The organism is Candidatus Hydrogenedentota bacterium (assembly GCA_016791475.1).
In the GTDB taxonomy this organism is placed as follows: domain Bacteria; phylum Hydrogenedentota; class Hydrogenedentia; order Hydrogenedentales; family JAEUWI01; genus JAEUWI01.
In genome coordinates, this window is sequence record JAEUWI010000001.1 from 1 (window position 1) to 23947 (window position 23947).

A 23947-nucleotide genomic window follows, 5' to 3' on the forward strand; every position below is an offset into this window, starting at 1 on the left:
GCCCACGTGGTTCTGAACTTCTTCCTCCATCAACTCGCGAAGGAACACCTCCGCCAGGGCGTGAAGAAAATCTCCGTTTTCGGAAAGTTGATTCTTAAACTGAGATACGAGAGACTGGGGGGGCGCGGCCATGTTGTTCGAGTCCTATCTTGTTCTTGGTTAGCTACCCGAGATTGGAACGAATGCGTGGTCGCATTTTCAATTTACAGAACATATGCTACGTCATCCGATCGAATAGGACCTCAAGCTTCGCCGCACTTCCTTGCATTTTCATTGCCGCCTAACTCACTAGGACATTTTGATGATGGGAGTCCAAATCGCATTACCTCTTCTGGGATTGGCTATCTTGATTCCACTGGTTCAGCAATTACTTACTTTGCCCAAATGGATAGTCAGTAAGATTCCGATAGCGCTCTTAATGTATGTGCCTGGGCTACTGGTCGTTTTTTGGTCTATTAATGATCGAGTGGGGGATGTGAGGCGGCTGGAATGTGTTTACCTACTAACCGGCCCATCAGTTCTTGCCTACTTGCCGCCTGTTTGTCTTTTAACGGCGGTGTACGTGTTCATCTTCGAGGTGTTGAGACGGCTTCGAGTGAAGAATTGGGCGGAGTCTGGAGAGCCACGTTTCACGCCGGGTCTCTACCGTCCACTTGCGGGTATACTTCTGATTCTTATCGTGATTTGCACCTGCGCGGCAAACTACAAGTCGTTAGAGGACGCCGTTGCTCAGAACGATTTAGATCTAGCGGCCCGTCGTTTGAAGTTCAATCTTGCGGGAGCAGGGCCCAATAATGGAAGAATCGAGGACTGGGGAACGGCTGGGGTCCATACATCGCCATTGTTACCTCTGGCAGTACGAAACGGAAGCATCGAAATGGCGAGACTCTTGATCCAGCACGGTGCCGAACTAAATCCAGAGCCGCCTCAACTAGGGAAGAGAGGCTGGGCCAATCCGGAATGGAATATGTTGTATTACGCAACGATTAACGACGATATGCGGATGTTAGAATTCTTGGTGGAGCAAGGTGGCGATCCGACACGAAATATAACGACAGCTGTAAAGAAGAAGAACATAGGTCATTTGGCCTTTCTGCTGAACCACGGGGGCGACGTTGAAGTCGTTAGGCATGAGCTAAAAGAAGAAAAGCTTGAGAAAGAACTTGCCGGTATGCTCGCACAGATTGCGGAGGGTGCGCGGACGCATGTAGGGAGTGGTTGGAAAAATGGGGATAGCCACGAAAGGCACTTATTTAAGCGACTTTTTTCTTTCCACGATGAGGAGTCTCCTTAAACACGTTTCTCGGTTGAGTCAGTCTCTGATAATTGTTCGCAAAACGGGGACAGCCACCTATATCCGCCAAAAGTCGCGCGCTCCCTCACCCCGCGCGGGATGCGAGTCGCGCCGTCGCTCTTCCAACATCGCCGCGTCGTGGGCGGGGGGTACAGTCACCGTCGCGGTTGTTGGCGCTGCCGTGGACAGGTCGTTGCGGTTCCACAGCACCCGGAGGAGCGGGAGCCGTTCGGAAGTGATGAGGGCCCGGCCTGCTCGGGCCCACCGGGGTCATATAAGGCAACTGCGGGTTGTGCATATTCCGACGAATGCGGCCACCGATTCCGACGGATTGCACCACAGACTTCAAGTGACGACGCGAATCGCAGCGTGGGTTGTGTCGACCAGGAATGGTCAACCCCCTTTGGTGGCATGCGGGGCCAGTCCCGCAGGCGCTCTTCCAACACCGCCGCGTCCGCGCACGGCCCCATGGTCGTCCCAAGGGGAACAAATAGCGGGAGGGCGGCCGACACTTCTCGGTAGAGGCGTATTCATATAGACGGGTATTGACTTGTTCAGCGCCTGCTGCTATGGTGGAAATCGCGGTGGCGGTGGTCGCAGGGAGTTGAAGCAACGGTGAGGGTGCACCACAATGGTAACAACGGCGCAGACCAAGGTGGCGGCAAGGGCTTTCTCTAAAGTCTCGCCATTGTCGGGGTATGCGTAATGGTCCGGGGAGTTAGAAAAGCGCACCGTGCCATCACGGCGTGCTTTGGCGCTTTGTGGAAGGAAATTAATAGTGGCTGTCCCTGGTTTTGCCCATCATTCAAGACAAGTGGGTGCAAATTAACTTTTCCGATTGGTATTTGCCGAATAGGATGTACTCGAGAAGTATAGCGATTCTGGTTGATGAAAAGCCCGTACATGACGTTATGAGCGGGTTCCAAAATGACTACAGGAGAAGTCTTGTTTCGGAAGGTAGGGATCCATATGGCACGTCGCTTAGGACCGAGTTTGACAATGCGTCCCGATGGATGCGGAATGCGGGAGTCCCGGATGCTGATCGTAAGCGCGCCTTGAAACAAGCCTATAAGTTCTTTGACGGAGAAGGGGCGTTTCGCAAGTGATTAGATTCGAATGGTACTTTTCTGAATGGTGGCACAAGAGCGAGTCCATACAAGCGGAACAGCTTGCTAGGCTAAAGAAAGGGATTCTTCGTCAAGCTCCAGAGACATATTTGAAGTTTTTAGAATGGGGAAACGGAGGGGAGGGTTTTTCGGGCAAGCTCTACTTGACTCTTTGGAAGGGTGAAGATCTTGAGGAGTTCAATCAACTCTACCACGTGCGAGAATACTTCCCCAATGCGTTTGCCATAGGTGACGATGGTCCGAACCTGATACTTCTAGGTAGTGATGATGGTGTTTATGTGGCTCCATATGGAGATATGCGCGATGCGAGTGTTGTGAAATTGACCGAAGACTTTGAGTCATTCGTGTTGAGAGTCAAGTCTATTGAGCCCGGCGGTGTTACCCCTAGCAAAGATATCGCAAGGGATATAATTCTGTGTTATTACGTGAAGAATTCAGGTTCCGTTTTGAAGCAAGCCCTTCAGCTTTCACGAGCGCTTGAAAGTACAGTTGGAATAAGTTCACGTGAGATTTTGGCGTCTCTAAAGAGAAGTGGCGAGTTTCGGATAGAGCGTTTGGATCCGTGTAAAGCCGAACGAGTACTCCAAGCGGCGTCAAGAATCGGGATCTCTATCGAGGTTTTGAAACCAGAATAGTGAGCTAGGTGGATACGTTTTGCCCCCCCCTTAAACTGGTCCGTGTCTGTACAATCCTCGCATTCACCTGACACCTACCCCATCAGGGCACCTTTGACCTCTACGCCAACGCGCTCTCCGGCGCGGCGCGGGCAACCGGAACACGGTGGAAACCAGCGCGGCGACGGCGACCTATGCCAAGGAGGACGACGCGCCGCCCGCCAACGCGCAGATGAACCGGAAAAACAGGGACAGCCACCTATATCCGCCGCAAGTCGCGCGCTCCCTCACCCCACCCGCGTGGGGAGCCAGTCGCGCAGTTGCTCTTCCAACACCGCCGCGTCGTGGGGGGGCGGGAGCTATTCGGCAGTGGGGAGTCCCTGGATGGCGTCGATAGCCGGGGAGCGGTCTGTGTTGCGTAACGGCGTCGCCCGATATTCCGCCGCCTGAAACGTCCACGTTTCCGCCGCGCGGATTCGTTTCCTGGGTCAGTCGTCTTCGGCGGTGGCGAAGGTGGCGGCCAGTTGCTTGGCGAGCTTTTCGAACTTTTCGAGATAGTCCGCGTGGCTGCGCCGGATGACTTCCCGGGCTTCTTCCGCGCCGTATACGTGGGTAATCTCGCAGGCCTTGTGCATGGCGTCGGGGGCCTGCTTGTAGGTCAGGAAGTAGTGGCGCAGGCGCTCCACCAGCATGGAGGGGCACTGGGAAATGTCCTGCCAGTATCCGTAGGAGGGGTCGCCCTGAAGGATGGCGATGATCTTGTCATCCGCCTCGTCGCCGTCGAGCATGCGGAGGCCGCCGATGGGGTGGCAGCGCATGTAGATGTTCACGTGGGCGATGTGCTTTTCCGTGAGGACGCACACGTCCAACGGGTCACCGTCGCCGATGATATCGGTGCGGCCCGTTTTCATGCGGCAGAAGTCGGCCACCTGTTCGCCGCAGTAGGTCTGGGGGATAAAGCCGTAGAGCTCGGGGCAGACATTGGAAAAACGCTGGGGGCGATCGATGCGGAGCAGCCCCGTGACTTTGTCGAGTTCGTACTTCACCGTGTCGGTGGGCAGGATCTCAATATACGAATTGATCAGGTGGGGGGCGTTTTTGCCGATGTGGATGCCGTGCCACGGGTGGGCCCGGTAGAGCCCGTTGTTGTCCCCCGCTTTCTTTTCCGACTGGCTGGCTGGCTGATTATGGTCGTTCGCGCCCATGGGGTTCCTTCTTTACGTGGAGGCCGGGTGGAATTGTAGCACTTCGCGGGCGGGGCTTGCCAACCGCTCCGTGAAAAGTATGAATATGCGGGCGGAGGGTGACCTGTTTGCCGGCGCCGTGCTATGCTGGCGCGCCGCAAGTCACCGTCTATCCGGGCGGGGGATTCCGCGGGGTTGGGAGGAACCAAACCAAGGAGAAGGTATGAAGGGCATCGTATTGGCGGGTGGCGCGGGGACGCGCCTCCACCCCCTGACGCGTGCGGTGAGCAAGCAGCTCTTACCGGTCTACGACAAACCCATGATCTACTATCCCCTCAGCATTCTGATGCTTTCCGGCATCCGGGAAGTGCTGATCATTTCCACGCCGGAGGACCTCCCGAGTTTCCGGCGCCTGCTGGGCGACGGATCCCGGTGGGGGATGACGCTGGCCTACGCCGAGCAGCCCCGACCCGAGGGGCTGGCCCAGGCCTTCGTCATCGGTGCGGACTTTCTCGGGGGTGATCCGGTCTGCCTGGTGCTCGGCGACAACATCTTTTATGGCCACGGCCTTACGGGCCTGTTGCGTCAGTCGGCGACCCGCGTGCAGGGCGCACAGATTTTCGGGTACTACGTGCGCGATCCCCAGCGCTATGGCGTGGTGGAATTTGACGCCGAAGGCACGGCGGTGAGCCTGGAGGAGAAGCCCGCGGCACCGAAGAGCAACTACGCGGTGCCCGGCCTCTATTATTATGGGCCCGAGGTCGTTCCCATGGCCCGGGATCTGAAGCCGAGCGCACGGGGCGAGCTGGAGATTACCGATCTGAACCGGCTCTTCATGGAGCGGGGCGACCTGCATGTGGAGATGCTCGGCCGCGGCGTGGCCTGGCTCGACACGGGAACGAACCGCAGCCTCATGGAAGCGGGCCAGTTTGTCCAGGCCATTGAAGAGCGCCAGAGCCTCAAGATTTCGTGCCTCGAAGAGATTGCCTGGAAACAGGGTTGGATCACGGCCGACGAGGTGCGCCGGGAGGCCGAGTCCATGGGCGCCAGCGCCTACGCGGCCTATCTCCATCAATTGCTCGGCAAGACGAAATGAACATCCTCGGGATCTCGGCATACTACCATGACAGCGCGGCCTGCCTTGTGCGGGACGGTCGCATCGTTGCCGCGGCCCAGGAAGAGCGATTTACCCGCATCAAGCACGATCAGGCTTTTCCCGCACGGGCCATTGAATGGTGTCTGGAAGAGGCGGGCCTGGAGGCGAAGGACCTCGATTTCGTCGCCTTTTACGACAAGCCCTTTCTCAAGTTCGAGCGGATTCTCCAGACCCACCTGGCCTATGCCCCCCAGGGCTTCAGCTCCTTTATCAAGGCCATACCGGTCTGGATTAAGGACAAGATCTGGCTGAAGGATCATATCGCGAGGGATCTGGGCTACGAAGGCACGATACTTTTTCCCGAGCACCACGAGTCCCACGCGGCCTCGGCCTTTTACCCGTCGCCTTTTCAGAAGGCCGCCTTTTTGACGATTGACGGCGTGGGGGAGTGGAGCACCACGAGCTACGGCGTGGGCGAGGGCAATCACCTCGATATCCTGGGCGAAATCCATTTTCCCCACTCGCTGGGGCTGCTCTATTCGGCTTTCACCTACTACACCGGCTTCAAGGTGAACTCCGGCGAGTACAAGGTCATGGGCCTAGCGCCCTATGGCGAGCCGAAATATGTACGGCAGATTCTGGATGAACTCATCGATCTGAAGGAAGACGGGTCCTTCCAGATGAACATGAATTACTTCAATTACTGCGCGGGGTTGACCATGACCAACGCCCGTTTCGATGCCCTTTTCGGCGGCCCCCCGCGCAAACCGGAATCGCCCCTCACCCAGCGGGAGATGGATCTGGCGAGGTCCGTGCAGGAGGTGACCGAAGAAGCCATGCTCCGCATGGGTCGGCACGTTCACGCCGAGACGGGCTGCGACAACCTGTGCCTCGCGGGCGGCGTTGCGCTGAACTGCGTAGCCAATGGCCGACTGCTGCGCGAAGGGCCCTACAAGGGCATCTGGATCCAGCCCGCCGCAGGCGATGCGGGCGGGGCCCTGGGCGCCGCCCTCCATGCCTGGCACCAGTACAAGGGCGAGCCACGCACGGCGGACGGCGTGAAGGATTCCCAGTCCGGCTCCTACCTGGGCCCGCGCTATTCCAGCGAGTCGATTCGCGCATTTCTGGACAAGCAAGGGTATCCGTATACCCGGCTGGAGGAAGCGGCTCTGGCGGAGACCGTGGCGGGCCATCTGGCCAAGGAGAACGTCATCGGCTGGTTTCAGGGGCGCATGGAGTTCGGCCCCCGGGCACTGGGCGGTCGCTCCATCCTGGGCGATGCCCGCTCGCCGAAGATGCAGGAGACGATGAACCTCAAGATCAAGTTTCGCGAGAGCTTTCGTCCCTTTGCACCCTCCGTGCTCGCCGAAGATGTCGCCGAGTACTTCGAGATGGACGGCGAGAGCCCCTACATGCTGCTGGTGGCCAACGTGCGCGAAGCGTTGCGCAAGGCGATGACCCCGGAAGAGCAGGCCCTCTTCGGCATCGAAAAGTTGAACGTGAGCCGTTCCACGATCCCCGCCGTGACCCATGTGGACTACTCGGCGCGCATCCAGACGGTGCACGAGGATACCAACCCGCGCTATTACCGACTGCTGAGGGCCTTCAAGGCGCAGACGGGCTGTTCGGTGCTCATCAATACGTCCTTTAACGTGCGCGGCGAGCCCATCGTGGGTACCCCAGAAGATGCCTACCGTTGCTTCATGCGTACGGACATGGACTATCTCGTGCTGGAAGACTGTATACTTGAGAAGGCCGCCCAGCCCGCCCTCAAGGGGGATTCGGATTGGCGGAAAGAATTCCAGCTCGATTGAGATGGTGGAGACGGTGAACCGAGAATGGACGCGAAACGGGAACTCCATGAAGTCTGCCGTAACTTGTGAGTTCTCGTCCCAAACAGTCCTCTACTTGTGCAGTCTCTTGCGGTCGCCCCGTTGCAAAGAGAAAGTGTCCTGAACGTGACGATACCCCGTAGCGAAGACATCGCAAAGCTTCTCGACCAGCTCGATTCGTGTATCGCGGACGACCTGGAGTCGCAGTGGCTGGATTTCAAGCCCTGGGAGGGCGCGAAGGATTCCATGCGCGTGGCGGTGGAGTATGCGGTGTGTTTTGCAAACGCGGGCGGTGGCGTGGTGGTGTTTGGTGTCGCCGATCAGGTGCGTGGTCGCGCGGCGGCGATTCATGGGGTCGGCAACTATGATATCGACGTGTGGAAGCGGGGCATCTTCGATGCCACCCGTCCGAATCTCGCGGTGGAGATCGACGAGATTGCGGTATCGGAAGGTACGGGCCGCTTGCTGGTGCTGCGGGTGCCCAGAGGCGCCCACCCGCCTTATGGAACGGCCAGGGGCTATTTCACGCAGCGCATCGGCAAGAACTGCATGCCCATGGACTCCCAGGGCTTTGCGCGATCACAGGTGGCTTCCGGGGCGGTGGATTGGAGCGGTCAGCCCGCCGAGGGCCTCACGCTGGAAGACCTGGATCCGGTGGAGATCGCTCGAGGGCGCAACATCGTCAAGCGACTTCGTGCATCGTCCGAGCTGTCGAAAATGAACGACGCGGAATTCCTGCAGGCCCTCGGGGCCTTGCGCCAGGGAAAGGTCGCTCGGGCGGGCCTTCTGCTATTTGGCCGGGATGAGGTGTTGCAGTCGGTGTGCCCCCAGCACCAGGTGCACTACGTATACGAAGGGGCCAACAACAGCATTCTGCGAAACGATTCGTACCAATGCGGGCTATTGCAGATTCTGGATCGGATCGAGCAGGCCTTCACTGGTCCGTCGAATCCGGAGCAGGAGCTGACGACGGGGCTCTTCAAGCTGCGCGTGCCCGCGTTTTCCATCGAGGTGGTTCGCGAGGCCATATTGAACGCGGTGACCCACCGGGATTACTCCGATCCGGGCGAGGTCCTCCTGCGGCACAAGCGCCAGGAGATCGCGATCACCAATCCGGGTGGCTTCCTGGGGAATATCACGCCCCGGAACATTCTCCGTCAGGAACCCGTGGCGCGAAACCGGGCTTTGGCGGAGGCGCTGCAGAAACTGGGGCTGGTGGAGCGCGCGGGCATCGGGCGGCAACGCATTTTCATGCCGCCCCTCTCCTTTGGCAAGCGGATCCCGATCTACGAGACCGATGGCACTCGGGTGACGCTGAGGGTGTATGATGGCGCCTTCGACGAAGGCATGGCGCTGCTGGTGGCCAAGTGGCGCGGCGATGGTCGCGATGTGGACCTCGACACGTTGCTGATTCTGACCTACCTGCGGGATAACGCGTTCATCGATACGGCGGCGGCGGCGGACTTGTTGCAGGTATCGCGGGAACAGGCGCGGACGGTCCTGGATCAGCATGCATTGCCAAAGACCGGCTTCCTGGAACGCCGTGGCAGGACGAAGGCGGCGACCTATCATCTGAACAAAGCTGTTTCCGGGGATATGCACGGCAAAGCGGCGTATACCCACAGCAAGGGTATTGCCTCGATTCGCTATCCGGAACTTGTCAGGCAATTTATTGAGGACCATGGCTCGATTACCCCGAGGGAATGCCGAGAGCTTCTGGGGCTTGGAGAGTCAGGAACAGCGCGGGTTGAGGTATCCCGATTGCTGAAGAGTTGGTCAGGTGAGGGAGGGTGGTTGAAGCGTGTTGGCCAGACGGCCTCATCGCGCTATGTTCCAACCCAGCCTCAGGAAGAAGAACCATAGGATATCAGCGTTTTTACTATGATTGGGTAGCATCAGTATCTTTTAGCATCATTTAGCGAAACCAGCGATTAGCCTTGTCTCTTTGATGTGTCATACGCATAAGATGCTGTAAATAAACGTGTTAAGTTTGAAAAAATCTTTTAGCAATCTTTTAGCAACCTATTATCAACCGGGACTACACAGTGCCACAATCGACCTCACTCACCCGTTCCCAAGCTCTCTTACGTAGGGGTTTAAGGCCAAACCGCATCTGAGGAATTTTCCCCATGTTGTTGCAGGAACTGAAAGAGATCAAGAGCGGTCGACACGAGCGCCACCAGTTTGGCCTTGTGATCGCCTGTGCCGCACTGCTGTTCGGCGGCATTCTTGCCTGGCGCAAAGGGGTCTATCCGGGCTTCTTCATCGTCGCATTCTTGTGCCTGGCGCCGGTGATCGTCGACAAGATCTTCAAGACCGACACCTCGATCATCCTCTGGCCCTTTCAGAAGGTCTGGATGGCGATTGCCGTGGTGATGGGTTCCATAATGTCGCGCATCATCCTGGGACTTTTTTTCTTTGGTGTGTTTACCGTGGTGCGTGGATTGAACGATTTATTCGGCAAGCCCCTGCTGGATCGCGCGTGGGCTCCGGGTTCAAAGTCGAGCTACTGGATTCATCGCGAGCGCGGGTCGTATACGCCCGAGCGAAGCGAGAAGCAATATTGATTCGGGTGGGTAGTTGGTCTCAAGGGACCAAAAATCCATACGACCCATAAGACCCATCGGCTGCTCAAAGCCGAACCACCGGTTGGAAAGAAAACATGGCAAAATCATCCATCATCCGCGAGCTCTGGGAGTTCGCGAAGGTCCGCAAAAAATGGTGGCTCGGGCCCATCATCTTGTTCATGGTGCTATTCGGCGCGCTCATCGTAATCGCCAAGGGCTCCGCCGTCGCCCCCTTTATCTACACGCTCTTCTAACCTTAGGTTCGGAGCGATCGGAGTGTCATGACGAACCTGGAGCACTTCCTGCGGCGCAATGAGTTCGTGCTGCTGCCCAGCCTGCACCGCTGGTGCGTGTGGCTCATCGGATTCCGCGTCACGCTGGCGGGCTGGATCGTGTTCTTCGGTTGGTTTCTAACCGCCGCCATGGGCGTGGACAATATCGATCGGCCCGTCTACGTGGTCGTTTGCGCCTGGACCGCGCCGGGCGTCATTGCCTTTGCGCTGGGCTGGCTCTTCCGACCCCGTGTTGAGATCCGGGCGGAGCACCCCGGCCGTGGCGCCGTCGGCCAGCCCCTCGCGATCCGCTGTGGCGTGCACAACCCCCGGCGCCGCCCGCAGTTTTCCCTGGGGCTGGGCTTCTTTTTTCTCCCTATCGAATTTGAACGGGGCGACCACCCTCCCGTGCTGGACGCCATAGGGCCCGGCGAAACGGTTTACAGCACGGTATCGCTGACTCCCCTGCGCCGGGGCCACTACAAGATGCCGGGCCTCCTTGCTTTTTCCAATTTCCCCCTCAACCTCTACCGCACACCGGCGGGCCGCTCGGAAGAATGGCCCCTGCTCGTGCTGCCCTCCTTCCATCCGATCCATCACTTCGATGTACCCATCGGAACCCGTTACCAACCCGGTGGCATCGCCCTCACCTCCAACATTGGCGAGTCCCCGGAATACATCGGCAATCGGGAATACGTCGCCGGCGATTCCATCCGCCATATCGATTTTCGCGCCTGGGCGCGCCTTTCGCGGCCCGCCGTGCGCGAATACCAGGAAGAGTACTATTGCCGCATCGCCCTCGTGCTCGACACATTTACAGGCAAGGCGAACCCGCCATCGCCCGAGGGATTTCCAGACTTTGAGGCGGCGGTCAGCCTGACCGCGGCGGCGGCCGACGCCCTCTCGCGGGGGGAATATCTCATCGACCTGTTTGCGGCGGGACCGGCGCTCCACGTATTCCGGGCGGGTCGCCACACGGCCCATTTCGAGAATATCCTGGAAATCCTGGCCGGCGTGGGGCACACGGTGGACAACCCCTTCGCCCGGCTGGCCCCCGCGCTGGTGGATGAGCTCCATAGCATTTCGACGGTCGTGTGTGTGTTTCTCGACTGGGATCGCACCCGGGAGCATCTGGTGCGCGCGGCGGCGGAAGCCGGGTGCAGCGTCAAGGTGCTGATCGTGCGCGAAGGGGCCACGAACGAGCCGCTGGAAAGCATCCAGGCCTGGACGCCCCATGTGCGCCAGTTGACCCCAACGGCCATTCGCGCGGGAGGCATCGACGTCCTGTGATGTTCCGGCGCGCAACAGGTATCGCGATGCTGGCCGTCGAGACGGCCCTGCTGCACTTGACCCTCGGCTACAAGTACGTCGGCGTGGCGATTACGCTCATTGCCCTCCTGGGCTGCATGCCCCAGCTCCAGTTTTCCTGGCGTATCGGCAGGCGCGCCGTGGCCATGGGCGCGGTTGCGGCTTTCTACTACCTGCTTTTCCGGCTGGAGGCCTTCGACCTGGATCCGCTGCGATCCGAGCCGCTGGAGAACGCCGGCGCCCTCGCCGGGGCCCTGTGTTTCATGTCCCTTCAGGCCATGCAGTTCTACTGGCGCACGCCGGGAGGCCTGGCCGCTTATTACCCGCTTCTCGGCGTCCTGGCGCTGGCCTACGCCGCCGATCAATATCTGGGTAAACCGAGCGACGCCAATTTCGCCTTCGCCTGCGCCATGCTTTTCGGTGTACTCATGATCATCTTTTACGCCGTGGGGCGCGACACCAGAGTGGCGGGCCAGCCGCGCTTCTGGATTCATCGCCTGATCGGAATCGCGCTCTGTGCGACCCTTTCTTTTGGCCTCGCCGCGGGCACGGCCTGGGGCCTCAAGAATAGTGATCGAAAAATCGCCCAGTGGATGGCGGATCGGGTCCACATGGACCGGATTGGCCTGGGCAACAACCTTCAGTCCCGGCTCGACAGCATCACCAACCTGAAAACCCGCGACGGGGAGCGAATAGCACTCCAGATAGAAGCGGAGAGTTCGCCGGGCTATCTGCGCGGGCAGGCCTACCTCGGCTATGAAGAAAACACCTGGACCGCCATCCCACCGGGGGAGACGGCACGGGAGGCCACACAAACGCCCCCGGGCTACGTTCCCCTGTGGCGTGACGCCCGACTGTTCGAGGTGTATCCCGGCGTGGGCGAACCCGGCGAGACCATGACGGTATTCCCCGGTCCAGAGATAGATCGGGCCCTTTTTGCGCCCCTCGAAAGTGGCTGGCTCGCCCGGCGCGGCGGACTTCAGGTTAACCATGCGGGAATCGTTCAGTCACCCGGTCCCGTGAACGGTCAACCCTACCAGGTCGTGGAGGCCGCGCCGGGTCCGGTCGCCCCCCTGAACAGCCGGGAGCGCGAGTACTACACCCAATTACCCCAGGCGCTGGCGCCCCAATTGAAGACCCTCTCCGACACGATTTGCTCGGGACACGGCGATACCGTGGCAAAGGCCGCCGCCATCGCCGGGTACTTCCGAGCAAACTATGAATACAAACTGGGCATTCAGGTGCCTGCGAATCGGGATCCTCTGGAATATTTTCTCTTTTCCGATCCCCTTCCGGCGGCCCATTGTGAATTTTTCGCCACCGGGGCCGCGCTGCTCCTGCGCGCCGCGGGGGTGCCCGCACGCTATGTGACCGGGGTGGGCGTGTGGGAGCAACACCCCTTCGCGGACTACTGGGTGGCGCGCAATCGCGATGCCCATGCCTGGGTCGAGGCGTGGGACGCGGAGGAGGGCTGGTTCCTCGTGGAGGCCACCCCCGCCAGCGGGCTTCCCGAGGCCGGAGCCAATAGTGACACAAACGCACTCTCCGACCTGTGGAGCCTGCTCTCGCTCCACCTGAGAAGGCTGTGGGCCGCCCTGCGCGAGGGGGCGTGGAGTCTCGCCGTGGATGCCCTCGCCACCCTGTTCACGGGACTCTATCAGTTCGTCCAGACGGCCTGGCTGCCCCTGGTCATCGGCCTTACGCTCTTCGTCCTTCTACTCCGGTTCCTGCGTCACTGGCGCAATCGTCCGGTTCGCCTGTTGCCCCAGGGTGCCTTGGCCCGGAGGCTCCATCGGCAGCTTGGCGTCATGGATCGAACCGTGAAGCGGCGCTACCGGCTGGAGCGGGCCGCGCACACAACGCCCCATGTGTTCGCACGGGAAATCGAAATTGCGTTGGCCGATCCGGAGATTGGCGGGCCGCTTGCCCGGTGGTATCGGAGATGGGCCGAGTTGCGGTATCGACTCGAGACCGACGGGGACGGCGTCGAGGGGCTGGAATCAGAGCTGCGGGCACTGAAACGTCGAAGGCATGGACAAAGGCCCTGACCGACCGATGTGGTTCTTGGCAATTCCCTGTTCTTGTGGTAGAGTTTTGAAAGCTGCAAGAGAGGTTGGCCATGGAAAAAGAAATTCTTTCCATAGCGGACGCGAGCCAGTTGTTGTCGCTGTCCGAAGCCGAAGTAATACGGCTTCTGCACGAGGGCGAATTGCCCGGTCGGCGCGTAGGTTCCCACTGGTTCCTGTCTCGCCAGCGCCTCCTCCAGTTTATCGCGGGCGACGACGTGCCCGTGAGCAAACCGCCCCCGGCTCCGGTGTCTGTCACGCCCAAGTCCATACCCCCCAAGCTCTTAATGCCCGAATGGCGCTGCGACTCCTGCCATGAAATCCACGGCCCCGAGTTGGCCGAATGCCCCCGTTGCGGTGCGATCCGCAATACCCCCCTCATGGGCTATCGCATGCCACAGCAGCGCACGATTCTCAGCATCAACACGATGCCCAAAGTCAACTAGAACCCGCGCCCGCATCCTGTTACAATCCCGCCTCTTCTTGACTCGAATTCAATACCGGCCGAAAGCGCGATTGTGGGATCCTCCAGAAAATTCCTTCAGGGCTTGAACCCCGCCCAGCGCGAGGCCGCCCGCCATACCGAAGGCCCCGTGCTGGTTCTCGCGGGGGCCGGCAGCGGCAAAACCCGCGTGATCACGCGGCGCATCGCCCATATCCTCGACAACGGACTCGCCGAGCCCCATCAAATCCTCGCTGTGACCTTTACCAACAAGGCGGCCACCGAAATGCGCGAGCGCGTGGCGGAGTTGGTGGGAAAGAAAGAGGCGAGCGCCATCTTCATCTCCACCTTTCACAGCTACTGCCTCCAGGTGCTGAGGAAATACATCACCCATCTGGGCTATCGGAAGAATTTCAGCATCGCGGGCGACAGCGATTCCCGGACCTTGTTGCGCCGCGTGGTGGAGGATCTGGGCAGTTCAGAGACTTTCGACACAGGCACCTTCCAATCGCAAATCAGCCTGATGAAGAACGCCAACGAAGCGCCGGACCCGACAAAGCCCATGCCGGTGGAATCGGAAACCGGCGAAAAGTACGCCGAGAACTTCGCCGAGGTTTACGAGCGCTACCACTCCGCGTTGCGCGCCGCAAACAGCGTGGACTTTGATGATCTCATGCTGCTGACCCTGCGCCTGTGGAACGAGCACCCCGACATGCACGCCATCTGTCGAGGAGCCTTCAAGTACGTGATGGTGGACGAATACCAGGACACGAACAAGGTCCAGTACGAGCTCATCCGCAAGCTCGTCTCCGAGCACCGGAACCTCTGCGTGGTGGGCGACGATGACCAGTCGATATATGCCTGGCGCGGCGCCGACTCCAGCATCATCCTGGACTTCGACAAGCACTTTCCCGATGCGAAGGTGATCACCCTCGATCAGAACTACCGATCCACCACCACCATCCTGAGTGCCGCCAATGCGGTCATCAAGAATAATCTCAAGCGGCGCGACAAGAACTTGTGGTCCGATCTCGGCGCGGGGCGTAAGCTCGACTGGATCGTGTGCAGCGACGAAGAGGCGGAAGCGGAAGAAGCGCTGAAATGGATGAAGTTCATCCAGGATCGCACGGGCGCGCGTTACAACGACTTTGCCTTTCTCTACCGCTCCAACCAGCAATCGCGCCCGTTGGAAATAACGCTCCGTCAGGCCGGTATCCCCTATGTGGTCGTAGGCGGGCAGGACTTCTTCGAGCGCGCCGAAGTGCGCGATATCATTTCCTACCTCAAGGTTATCGCGAATCCCCGCGACGAGGCCGCCTTCCTGCGCGTGGTCAACATGCCCCGGCGCGGTATCGGCGATACGACGCTGCACAAGATTCACGAGCTCTGCCGGGACCACAAAATGTCTCTGGGCCAGGCCACCGCGGAGCTCTTGAAGCGGGGTGTGGACGGCGGCGCCGTGCAACTGGCTCTCGGGGAGGATCCCGAAGCCCGGGTGCGCCAGTTCAAAGAGCAGAAGACCGAGAAGGGCCTCCGCGACTTCCTGCGCTTGCTTGATCGTTTCCGCAAGCGCTTCCGCGAGAAAGACGGCACCCTGCGGGCCATCGTGGAGGATCTCATCAACGCGATCGACTATCACGGCGAACTCGTGCGCTCCTGCAAGTCGCCCCAGCAGGTGACCAATCGCTGGAACAACGTCGAAGTGGTGGTCAAGGCCGTGGGGGACTACGAGGAGAAAGCGGAGAATCCAAGCCTCAGCGACTTTCTCGATGAAAGTCACCTCAACACCGATCAGACCCGCTTCGGCAAGGACGAGCGCAAGAAAACCGGCGTCACACTCATGACCATTCACAGCGCCAAAGGGCTCGAGTATCCCTTCGTATTCCTGATGGGCCTGGAAGATGGCCTCATGCCCCACGAGCGCAGTATCAAGGAAAACAATATCGAGGAAGAACGTCGCCTCTTCTACGTGGCCCTCACGCGGGGCAAGCGACACGTGACCATGTTCGAGTGTCTCTCGCGAATGAAGGGCGGCAAGGAAAAGATCTGCAAGACCAGCCGCTTCCTGGCCGAGATTCCGGCGGAATTGTACAACCAGCACCTCAAGGCCTCGCGCCAGATGTTTCAGGAGACCGTGGATCCGCCGGAGCTGAAGAAGAAAAAGAAGAAGTTCGTGCCCAAGCGGACCAATCTTTAGGATCAGTCTCGGGACGGATTACGTCGGTCCCGAGGTCTTGGACGCCGAACTATCTGCGTCGTACCCCGCCGCCTGCGACACTGGGTCCACAGACGGTCCACACCATGCGCGACCGTTCCACGGGGTTGAATCGCCCGGTCGCTTTCGGCCGGGATTTTCAACATCGATGTCTGGCAAACTCAATGCCTCGCGTCGAGCAACTGCGCCCTGGCCCGGTCCTTTCCTGTAGAATAGCATGCGTATTCATCCCCGGTGAATATACGTACGGCTGGTTCGGCTTGACCCGGGAGTTCCGGTATTCGCCTCGACACGAGAGAAATCATGAAATCGCTTCTGGACAAATACAAGTGGGAATGCATCACGGCCGCCGTGTGCGGAGCGCTCTGCCTGGTCATGTTGGCGCCACTCCTGTCGGGGCGCCTGGGCCGGTGGTGGCCCTTTGGGGGGTTGGGGAACGACGGGCGTGTGGTCATCTACCGTACCGTCACGGGCGATCCGCTGATGAGCGGCAAGAACACGCGGGACGCCGTGGAAAATGGGCTGAAGCGGGTACGCGAGGGCGTATCCGCCGTCAGCAAGGCGGAGGCTCCCCTGGCGAACTTCACGGCGCTTAGTTCCGAGATGACCGACGAATCGCCCGAGACGGTCGGGCGGGTGTATCGTCTGGTCAAGACCTTCTACGGCGCGGATCTCAGGGGCGTGGCGTTGCAGGGGGTGGACTTCAGCGGCATCAACCTGCAGCATGCCGACTTTACCAACGCCGATCTTTCAGGGGCCCGGTTTGATGGCGCGACCATGGCTGGGGCCAGTTTCGTGGGGGCCGACCTTTCCGCCGCCCAATTTGGTGATCGCCCCGACAATGTGCCTCAGGAGCATTGGCCCGCTGCCGGCAACGCGCCCGGCGCACGTTTCCTGAACTGCGACTTCGAGGGAGACACCCTGAGCGGACGTCTGAGCGGGACAAACTTTGGCTCCGCCAATCTGCGCGCGGCCACATTTCGGGTGTGGCAGTGCGAGCAGATGGATTTCAGCGCTGCGGACCTCTCCGGGGGCCTGATCGAGTTCTGGCCGGAGGCCGTGCCCGGCGCCCTGCCGGACTGGGATACACAGCGTTTTTATCGCACGGTCATTTACGACGACAAAACCCGGGTCGAAGGTCTTCGGCTGTCCGGCGTCACGGATCCCACCATACCTTTTGTGCAGTGGGCGCTGGCCCATGGCGCGGTGCTGGTGGACCCGGCCCCGGCAGCGGAGGCGTCGCCGGTGGCCGGGGAAAGTGCTGCGCCCGACACCTCCCCTTCCGACCAGTAATTGGCCCGCACTTTAAACCACCAACCGTCCAGGGATTTCATGCGCGTTCTAGGTTTCGATCCAGGTACCGCCACAACAGGATATGGTGTGGTGGAAAGCAAAAAAAGCCGGTTGTGCTACATCACCCATGGGACGATCACGACCCCGGCGGGGGAGCACTTCGCCGAGCGGCTGAAGACGATCCACGATGCGGCGGTCGCGCTGATCGAATTGCACCGGCCCGACGCCATCGCCATAGAGCGGCTCTTCTTCAAGCAAAACGTCACCAACGGTATCGCGGTGGCCCAGTCCCGTGGCGTGCTCGCTCTCGCCGCCGTGCAGGCGGGCCTGCCCATCGGCGAGTTCAGTCCCACGGAGGCCAAGACCGCCATCACGGGCTATGGCAAGGCCGACAAAAAGCAGGTGCAGGAGATGATCAAGATCCTGCTGAACCTTGACAAGATTCCGAGGCCCGACGACGCGGCGGACGCCCTGGGCCTCGCCATCTGCCAGCTTCACGCGGGAAGATTGGTCTGACCCTGAGATCGCGTGGTACGTTTGAGCTCGCATTATCCACGCCGCTGGAAGTCTGCTTTTATTTTCAGTATAGTATCCGCAGATCGTTCATCCATCAACCGAGGTTCATCGCCCATGTTCGCATTCCTTCGCGGCGCCGTCGCCATCAAGACCGTCGGCCACATCGCCCTTGATGTGGGCGGTGCGGGCTATGAAGTTGCCGTGCCCGACAGCGTCTACCGGAAGTTGGCCATTCACCAGGAGGTGACCCTGTTGACCTATTGCCACATTCGCGAGGATGCCTTCCAGATCTTTGGTTTTCTCAAGGAGGAAGAGAAATCCCTCTTTACCACGCTGCTTTCAATCAACAAGGTGGGGCCCAAGGTCGCGCTGAGCGTTCTATCGGGCCTCTCGGTGCAGGCCTTCGGCCAGGCGGTGCTGGAGAACGACGTAAAGGCCTTCACCAGGATCCCCGGCGTGGGCAAGGCCATGGCGCAACGCCTCATTCTCGAAATGAAAACCAAGCTGAAGCAGAACCCCGATCTCAACGCCATCATCGGCGAGCCGGAATCGGTCTCGACGGAACCCGAGGGCGACGACGCCTATGAAGCGCTTCTGTCCCTCGGCTGCACGCCCCAGGAAGCCCGCAAGGCCACCCTCGCCGCGCGCAGGAAGCTGGGCGACGACGCGAAGGACGAAGAAGTGGTCCGGGCGGCGTTGCAGTCCATGGCCAAGGTATAATCGCGCATGGCCCACGACGACATCATCAATCCCGCCCGCCAGGGCGACGAAAGCCTGACCGAAGAACAGATCCGCCCGCAGCGCCTGGCGGACTTCCCCGGCCAGGAGCCCATCAAGGACAAACTCGCCATCGCCATCGCCGCCGCGAAGGGGCGCAACGAGCCTTTGGACCACATGCTCCTCAGCGGCCCGCCGGGACTGGGGAAGACCACCCTGGCGCGGATCCTGGCCAATGAGATGGGCGTGGACATCAAGCAGAGTTCCGGGCCGGTGATCGAGCGTCAGGCTGACCTTTCGGCGATTCTTACGAGTTTGGAAGCCTTCGACGTATTATTCATCGACGAAATCCATCGCCTCAACCACGCGGTGGAAGAGACGTTGTATTCCGCGATGGAAGATTTCGAAGTCGATATCATGCTGGGGAAAGGGCCCACGGCGCGCTCCATGAAGATCGGCCTCAAGCCTTTCACGCTGATCGGCGCCACCACCCGATCGGGCCTGCTCACGCCGCCCCTGCGCGCGCGCTTTGGCGACACCTGCCGCTTTGAGTTTTATTCGCCGGCCGAGTTGAAACACATCGTGCTGCGCGCCGCGCGCATCCTCGACGTGCCCATCGACGACGATGGCGCGCTGGAGATCGCCACGCGCTCCCGGGGCACGGCCCGCGTGGCCAACCGCCTGCTCCGCCGGGTGCGCGACTACGCCCAGGTCAAGGGCGTGGGTGTGATCACCCGGGAAATGGCCGACGCGTCCCTGGCCCTCCTCCGTATCGACAATCTGGGTCTCGACGACATGGATCGCGCCATCCTCATGACCGCCATCGAAAAGTTCAGCGGCGGACCGGTCGGCCTGTCCTCCCTCGCGGTCGCGGTGGGGGAAGAGCGCCAGACCTTGGAAGAGGTCCACGAGCCCTTCCTTATTCAGTTGGGCTTTCTCAAACGCACGCCTCAGGGCCGCATGGCGACACCGCTCGCCTATCGCCATTTCGGGCTGAATGCGCCCCAATCCGCCCTGCCCGAGTTGTTTTAGGCGGGGGGTATCGCGCATAATGATTTCCAGCCAACTCGCAGCATGTTCGTCGGGGACTCACACTAATCACAGCGCGGATTCGCGTTGATTTCATGGGAAGAGCGACGATGCCCACCGAAGATATTTCCATCCTGAATCAGCTTTCTCACGGGGCGCCCAAATTGACTCCGGAGAAGGGGGCCGATCTCGCCGACGGGATCAACAGCACCCTGCAGAAAGCGCTGAAGATCAACCTCGATCCCGACAAGTACGGGACGATTGCGGAGATCGGCGCGGGCCAGGAGATAGCGCGGTTCTTCTTCCAGGCGGGCGGCGCGGCGGGCACCCTGGCCAAGACCATGTCGGCCTATGACATGCAATTCAGCGACGCGATCTACGGTGAAGAGCAGCACGGCCGCTACGTGAGCCGAAGCCGCCTCGAAAAAATGCTGGACAAAGAGTTCAAGCTCCTCGGCGAGCGCATTCAGGACGGTTCCTCCAGGAATCGTTGTTTCTTCGCCATCGCCGATACGGTCAAAGCGGCGGGCTACAAAACCCAGGGCCAATGCCACGGCTGGATCGGCATTCGGCTCCAGCTCTATCCCCAGGCGCCGCCCAGCGATATCATTCTTCACGTGCGCCTGCTCGACAAGGCCAACCGCCAGCAGCAATACGCGCTCGGGGTGCTGGGCGTGAACCTGCTTTACGGTGCCTACTACCATTTCCGCAATCCGAAGTTGCTCCTGGAATCCCTCGTGGACAATCTGGAGCCGGGGCGCATCGAGATCAATACCGTCCATTTCCAGGGGCCTTACTTCGACGATATCGACAACCGTCTCATGGCCCTGCATCTGGTCAAGGTGGGTATGACCAATGCCGTCATGTTTTCCCCCGATGGTGAAGTGCTCCAGCCTTCCGATGCCCTGTATAAGAAGAACTGTCTCGTATTTCGTGGCAGCTTCCGGCCCATCACTCATGTAAACATGGACATGGCCCGCTGCGGTAAAGAGCAGTTTCTGGGGGAAGACGAAATCGAGGAGGGGCGCACGGTGCTGCTGGCCGAGTTGACCATGGCCAATCTCATGAATGAAGGCGAGATCGATACCCAGGATTTCCTCGCCCGCGTGGACATGCTCGGGGCACAGGGCTTTACCGTGCTCATTTCAAATTATTTGCGCTTTTTCCGGCTCCGCAGCTATCTCAACGAGTTCACCAAGCGGAAGATTGGCATCGTCCTCGGCGTGCCCAATATTCGCGATATCTTTAATGAGAAATACTACACCGACCTCGAAGGGGGCATCCTCGAAGCCTTTGGCAAGCTCTTCTCGGGGAACATCCGGCTCTATGTCTACCCCATGATCGGGGACGACGATGAATTGATTACCCTCGAAAACCTCCGTGTGGACAATAAAGTACGCCTGCTGCTCCGCCATCTCGTGGAAAACGGCTGTATCGTGCCGCTTAAGGGCGCGAACGAGGAAGTGCTCCACATCAAGTCGCGCGATATCCTCAAGGCCATCCGGCAGGGCCGGGCCGATTGGAAAGAAACCGTGCCCGAGGTCGTCTACGAGACCATCGTGCGGAAGCGGCTCTTCCAGTTTGACTCGGAGTGATGGGGGACGTACCGCCGCCCGGGTACCCATCCGGAGGCACAGGCCCGCGCATTCTCTGCCCCTGCTTCGGCGTGCGGATCTCTTAAAGCATCAACGTGGCGGGCGATCGAATACGTGATGGGCGCGTGTCCGTCCCTTCAGAACGGCATGTCCTCGCCCGGCGTAAAGTGGTAGTCTTCGGGCCGCGCCGGCTCCCAGCGGTACTGCTCTAGATCGCACGTGTCATCCACGCCAAAACGCACGCCCTCCTCCTCCAGCAATTCATATTGCAGCGTGGGGCGCTCCACATCGCCTCGTGCGCTCACGCCACCCTTGCTGTTGATGACCCGCTGCCAGGGCACATCCGTGCCGGGGCCCAGCGCGCGCAGGGCATAGCCCACCGCCCGGGCCGCCCGAGGCGCACCCAGGATCGTGGCAATCTGGCCATACGTCATCACTCGACCGGGCGGAATATCGCGGACCAGGGTGTATACAGCATCGTAGAAGTTTGGCATTGGGGAAGCATAGCGGATCGGGGAGGGGGAAATCAGGCTGTAGGCTGTAGGCTGTAGGCTGTAGGCTGTAGGCTGTAGGCTGTAGGCTGTAGGCTGTAGGCTGTAGGCTGTAGGCTGTAGGCTGTAGGCTGTAGGCTGTAGGCTGTAGGCTGCGGGCTGCGGGCTGCGGGCTGCGGGCTGCGGGCTGCGGGCTGCGGGCTGCGGGCTGCGGGCTGCGGGGGGCCGTTGCTTTCGCCCCATACACCCCGTAAGACCCATAAGACCCAATACGCTCCAGACTGACCCACCAAAAATCTTGGCTTTTCACCACCTCCGTTCTATAATACCGCCCTGTGTGTCGCTGCACTTTTCACTGGAAGGAGAAACAAGCATGGCGAAGAAAAAAGTCAACGTGGCCCTTATCGGCACGAAATTCATGGGTAAAGCCCACAGCAACGCGTTCCGCCAAGTGGGACGCTTTTTTGATCTCCCGGCCGACCCGGTAATGAAGGTCATTTGTGGTTCCGATCCCAAGGGCACCCAGGAAGCCGCCGAGAAGTTCGGCTGGGAAGAAGCCAGTACCGATTGGGAAGCCGTCGTCAAGCGGGATGACATCGATGTAATCGATATCGCGTCGCCCGGCTACCTGCACGCGCCCATGGCCATCGCCGCGGCCAAGGCCGGCAAGCACATCATCTGCGAGAAGCCCCTGGCCAATACCCTGGCCGAAGCCAAGGCCATGCTGGCCGCGGTGGAGAAGGCGGGCGTCAAGAACATGTGCGGCTTCACCTACCGCTTCAATCCCGCCATCGCCACGATCAAGAACATGATCAAGGGCGGCGAGCTGGGCCACATTTTCCACATCCGCGCCTGCTACCTTCAGGACTGGATCGTGGACCCTGAATTTCCCCTGAACTGGCGCCTTCAGAAGGCCACCGCCGGCTCCGGCACCCTGGGCGACATCGGCGCCCACATCATCGACATGGCCCAGAACCTCGTCGGCAATATCTCCGAGGTGACCTCCGCCATGCAGACCTTCATCACCGAGCGCCCCATGGAAGAGGGCCAGGTGACCATCGCCAACAAGCAGCGCTCCGCCGCCGGAAAAAAGAAGATGGGCAAGGTGGACGTGGACGACGCCGCCATCGTGCTGGCGCGTTTCGAGGGCTGCAACACCCTCGGCACCTTTGAAGCCACCCGCTTCGCGCCCGGCCGCCGCAATTTCCACGGGATTGAGATCTATGGCAGCAAGGGCAGCATCGTCTGGAATCAGGAAGACATGCACAAGTTCCAGTACTACAACATGGACGACCCGGCGCACCTCCAGGGCTTCCGCACGGTGCACGCCACCGATTCGGCCCACCCCTACGCCAGCGCCTGGTGGCCAAGCGCCCACAACATCGGCTACGAACACCTCTTCGTACACGAGGTCTACGATTTCCTCAGCCAGCTCGACAAGAAAAAGGTCACCTACCCGACCTTCGCCGACGGCGTTCAGTGCCAGAAGGTCCTCGACGCGGTGGAGAAAGCCTCCGCCAGCAAGAAGTGGGTGGCAGTTAAGTAATAGCGAGACGATACCGCGTGGGGCGCCATCCATCGGGTGGCGCCCCGACGCGAGACGTTATGCAATAAGGGAGGCATACATGATTGAATACCTGAGCGTGATGATAATATTCGGTATCGTCCTCCTGATGATTATTGGGAACCCGTTCCGAAGCATCAAAAACAGCCGAGACAGTATTCAGCAATCGTTCGCGGCTCTTGATCAGGTAATCGAAGGCGTGAACAAACAACAGGCGCTGGACGAAGAAAAGTTGGCTCAACAGGCGCGGCTCATTGAACAGGGCGACGAGACAATCGCATTGCTGAAGGCCATCAGAGAGAATCTCGAGCTTCGCTCGATCAAGAATTGAATACGTTTACCCCCGTTGCTCCCCCATACAGCCGATTGTAGGGACGGGTGGCCCCGGGCGGCAGGAATAGTTAAGATGTTTTCATCGAGCAGGGGAACTATCACAACGAGGGAGTTGCACTATGGAATCAACCGGTTATGTGTTGGCGAGTTGGTGGCCGTTGCTGGTGGCCTGGGGATTTGCACTGGTCATGTATGTGCTACCCATCATCGCGCTCATTTACTTTATCCGTTATGTTATGGGCATCAAGCGCCTCGCGGCCATCGCGGAGGAAAATCTGGTGCTGAACCGCCAGCGCACCGCCCATCTTGAAAAGATCGCTGCCGTGCTCGTGTCGATGAAGAAGTCGGCCGGTCAGCGCGACTTGCCCCTGTAAAATTGAATGGAAGGTGCG

22 protein-coding genes are annotated in these 23947 nt (G+C 59.9%); 20 read left to right on the forward strand and 2 right to left on the reverse strand.

The features are described from left to right. Window positions 1-301 precede the first annotated feature (301 nt). From JNK74_00005 to JNK74_00015, 3 genes are all read left to right on the forward strand, one after another. Entirely contained in the window at window positions 302-1294 is a 993-nt protein-coding gene (locus JNK74_00005) for a hypothetical protein (GenBank protein ID MBL7644545.1), read from the forward strand. 794 nt (window positions 1295-2088) lie between these two features. Beyond that, the gene (locus JNK74_00010) at window positions 2089-2400 is read left to right on the forward strand and encodes a hypothetical protein (protein MBL7644546.1); all 312 of its coding nucleotides are present in this window, start codon (window positions 2089-2091) and stop codon (window positions 2398-2400) included. After that, window positions 2397-3056, forward strand: a complete 660-nt coding sequence (locus JNK74_00015) for an SMI1/KNR4 family protein (protein MBL7644547.1) — start codon at window positions 2397-2399, stop codon at window positions 3054-3056. Before JNK74_00010 ends, JNK74_00015 begins: the two co-directional genes overlap by 4 nt. Window positions 3057-3523: 467 nt before the next feature. Here the strand turns inward: JNK74_00015 and JNK74_00020 are convergent, their stop codons facing one another. Further along, the gene (locus JNK74_00020) at window positions 3524-4240 is read right to left on the reverse strand and encodes an inorganic pyrophosphatase (protein ID MBL7644548.1); all 717 of its coding nucleotides are present in this window, start codon (window positions 4238-4240) and stop codon (window positions 3524-3526) included. 202 nt (window positions 4241-4442) lie between these two features. Here JNK74_00020 and rfbA point away from each other — a divergent pair, with 202 nt between their 5' ends. From rfbA to JNK74_00090, 14 genes are all read left to right on the forward strand, one after another. Further along, on the forward strand, window positions 4443-5315 hold the full coding sequence (gene rfbA, locus JNK74_00025; GenBank protein ID MBL7644549.1) for a glucose-1-phosphate thymidylyltransferase RfbA: 873 nt from the start codon (window positions 4443-4445) through the stop codon (window positions 5313-5315). Further along, window positions 5312-7129 (forward strand): carbamoyltransferase, encoded by a 1818-nt coding sequence (locus tag JNK74_00030; GenBank protein MBL7644550.1) that lies wholly within the window; start codon window positions 5312-5314, stop codon window positions 7127-7129. Before rfbA ends, JNK74_00030 begins: the two co-directional genes overlap by 4 nt. A 144-nt stretch (window positions 7130-7273) precedes the next feature. Beyond that, entirely contained in the window at window positions 7274-9010 is a 1737-nt protein-coding gene (locus JNK74_00035; GenBank protein MBL7644551.1) for a putative DNA binding domain-containing protein, read from the forward strand. 266 nt (window positions 9011-9276) lie between these two features. Beyond that, entirely contained in the window at window positions 9277-9714 is a 438-nt protein-coding gene (locus tag JNK74_00040) for a hypothetical protein (GenBank protein MBL7644552.1), read from the forward strand. Between the two features lie 95 nt (window positions 9715-9809). Next, window positions 9810-9968 (forward strand): hypothetical protein, encoded by a 159-nt coding sequence (locus JNK74_00045; GenBank protein ID MBL7644553.1) that lies wholly within the window; start codon window positions 9810-9812, stop codon window positions 9966-9968. 27 nt (window positions 9969-9995) lie between these two features. After that, a complete protein-coding gene (locus tag JNK74_00050; protein MBL7644554.1) occupies window positions 9996-11276 on the forward strand; it encodes a DUF58 domain-containing protein in 1281 nt (426 codons plus the stop codon). 26 nt (window positions 11277-11302) lie between these two features. Then, entirely contained in the window at window positions 11303-13342 is a 2040-nt protein-coding gene (locus JNK74_00055; GenBank protein MBL7644555.1) for a transglutaminase domain-containing protein, read from the forward strand. A 71-nt stretch (window positions 13343-13413) separates the two neighbouring features. Then, window positions 13414-13806, forward strand: coding sequence for a helix-turn-helix domain-containing protein (locus JNK74_00060; protein MBL7644556.1), 393 nt, complete (start codon window positions 13414-13416; stop codon window positions 13804-13806). Between the two features lie 72 nt (window positions 13807-13878). Beyond that, window positions 13879-15999, forward strand: coding sequence for a UvrD-helicase domain-containing protein (locus JNK74_00065; GenBank protein ID MBL7644557.1), 2121 nt, complete (start codon window positions 13879-13881; stop codon window positions 15997-15999). A gap of 321 nt (window positions 16000-16320) precedes the next feature. After that, entirely contained in the window at window positions 16321-17310 is a 990-nt protein-coding gene (locus JNK74_00070; GenBank protein MBL7644558.1) for a pentapeptide repeat-containing protein, read from the forward strand. Between the two features lie 39 nt (window positions 17311-17349). Then, window positions 17350-17826, forward strand: coding sequence for a crossover junction endodeoxyribonuclease RuvC (gene ruvC, locus JNK74_00075; GenBank protein ID MBL7644559.1), 477 nt, complete (start codon window positions 17350-17352; stop codon window positions 17824-17826). Between the two features lie 114 nt (window positions 17827-17940). Next, the gene (gene ruvA / locus JNK74_00080) at window positions 17941-18546 is read left to right on the forward strand and encodes a Holliday junction branch migration protein RuvA (protein ID MBL7644560.1); all 606 of its coding nucleotides are present in this window, start codon (window positions 17941-17943) and stop codon (window positions 18544-18546) included. Between the two features lie 6 nt (window positions 18547-18552). Further along, window positions 18553-19575: a Holliday junction branch migration DNA helicase RuvB gene (ruvB, locus tag JNK74_00085; protein ID MBL7644561.1), complete on the forward strand. Its 1023-nt coding sequence runs from the start codon at window positions 18553-18555 to the stop codon at window positions 19573-19575. Window positions 19576-19772: 197 nt separating this feature from the next. Then, complete coding sequence (locus tag JNK74_00090; protein ID MBL7644562.1) at window positions 19773-21167, forward strand: TonB-dependent receptor; 1395 nt, start codon at window positions 19773-19775, stop codon at window positions 21165-21167. A 137-nt stretch (window positions 21168-21304) separates the two neighbouring features. Here the strand turns inward: JNK74_00090 and JNK74_00095 are convergent, their stop codons facing one another. Further along, window positions 21305-21661, reverse strand: a complete 357-nt coding sequence (locus tag JNK74_00095) for an MGMT family protein (GenBank protein MBL7644563.1) — start codon at window positions 21659-21661, stop codon at window positions 21305-21307. Window positions 21662-22031: 370 nt separating this feature from the next. On the opposite strand from JNK74_00095, the gene JNK74_00100 reads away from it, so the two are divergent. The 3 genes from JNK74_00100 to JNK74_00110 all read left to right on the forward strand — a co-directional run bounded on the left by JNK74_00100 (window position 22032) and on the right by JNK74_00110 (window position 23929). Continuing rightward, on the forward strand, window positions 22032-23204 hold the full coding sequence (locus tag JNK74_00100; GenBank protein MBL7644564.1) for a Gfo/Idh/MocA family oxidoreductase: 1173 nt from the start codon (window positions 22032-22034) through the stop codon (window positions 23202-23204). Window positions 23205-23283: 79 nt separating this feature from the next. Next, a complete protein-coding gene (locus JNK74_00105) occupies window positions 23284-23553 on the forward strand; it encodes a hypothetical protein (protein ID MBL7644565.1) in 270 nt (89 codons plus the stop codon). Window positions 23554-23674: 121 nt separating this feature from the next. Next, the gene (locus tag JNK74_00110) at window positions 23675-23929 is read left to right on the forward strand and encodes a hypothetical protein (protein MBL7644566.1); all 255 of its coding nucleotides are present in this window, start codon (window positions 23675-23677) and stop codon (window positions 23927-23929) included. The last annotated feature ends 18 nt before the right edge of the window (window positions 23930-23947 follow it).

Coding starts and splice junctions, on each gene's coding strand:
- JNK74_00040 (MBL7644552.1), top strand. CDS start 9,277: ATGTTGTTGCAGGAACTGAAAGAGATCAAGAGCGGTCGACACGAGCGC.
- JNK74_00100 (MBL7644564.1), top strand. CDS start 22,032: ATGGCGAAGAAAAAAGTCAACGTGGCCCTTATCGGCACGAAATTCATG.
- JNK74_00095 (MBL7644563.1), bottom strand. CDS start 21,661: ATGCCAAACTTCTACGATGCTGTATACACCCTGGTCCGCGATATTCCG.
- rfbA (MBL7644549.1), top strand. CDS start 4,443: ATGAAGGGCATCGTATTGGCGGGTGGCGCGGGGACGCGCCTCCACCCC.
- JNK74_00060 (MBL7644556.1), top strand. CDS start 13,414: ATGGAAAAAGAAATTCTTTCCATAGCGGACGCGAGCCAGTTGTTGTCG.
- JNK74_00005 (MBL7644545.1), top strand. CDS start 302: ATGATGGGAGTCCAAATCGCATTACCTCTTCTGGGATTGGCTATCTTG.
- JNK74_00050 (MBL7644554.1), top strand. CDS start 9,996: ATGACGAACCTGGAGCACTTCCTGCGGCGCAATGAGTTCGTGCTGCTG.
- ruvC (MBL7644559.1), top strand. CDS start 17,350: ATGCGCGTTCTAGGTTTCGATCCAGGTACCGCCACAACAGGATATGGT.
- JNK74_00110 (MBL7644566.1), top strand. CDS start 23,675: ATGGAATCAACCGGTTATGTGTTGGCGAGTTGGTGGCCGTTGCTGGTG.
- ruvB (MBL7644561.1), top strand. CDS start 18,553: ATGGCCCACGACGACATCATCAATCCCGCCCGCCAGGGCGACGAAAGC.
- JNK74_00055 (MBL7644555.1), top strand. CDS start 11,303: ATGCTGGCCGTCGAGACGGCCCTGCTGCACTTGACCCTCGGCTACAAG.
- JNK74_00030 (MBL7644550.1), top strand. CDS start 5,312: ATGAACATCCTCGGGATCTCGGCATACTACCATGACAGCGCGGCCTGC.
- JNK74_00105 (MBL7644565.1), top strand. CDS start 23,284: ATGATTGAATACCTGAGCGTGATGATAATATTCGGTATCGTCCTCCTG.
- JNK74_00020 (MBL7644548.1), bottom strand. CDS start 4,240: ATGGGCGCGAACGACCATAATCAGCCAGCCAGCCAGTCGGAAAAGAAA.
- JNK74_00045 (MBL7644553.1), top strand. CDS start 9,810: ATGGCAAAATCATCCATCATCCGCGAGCTCTGGGAGTTCGCGAAGGTC.
- ruvA (MBL7644560.1), top strand. CDS start 17,941: ATGTTCGCATTCCTTCGCGGCGCCGTCGCCATCAAGACCGTCGGCCAC.
- JNK74_00070 (MBL7644558.1), top strand. CDS start 16,321: ATGAAATCGCTTCTGGACAAATACAAGTGGGAATGCATCACGGCCGCC.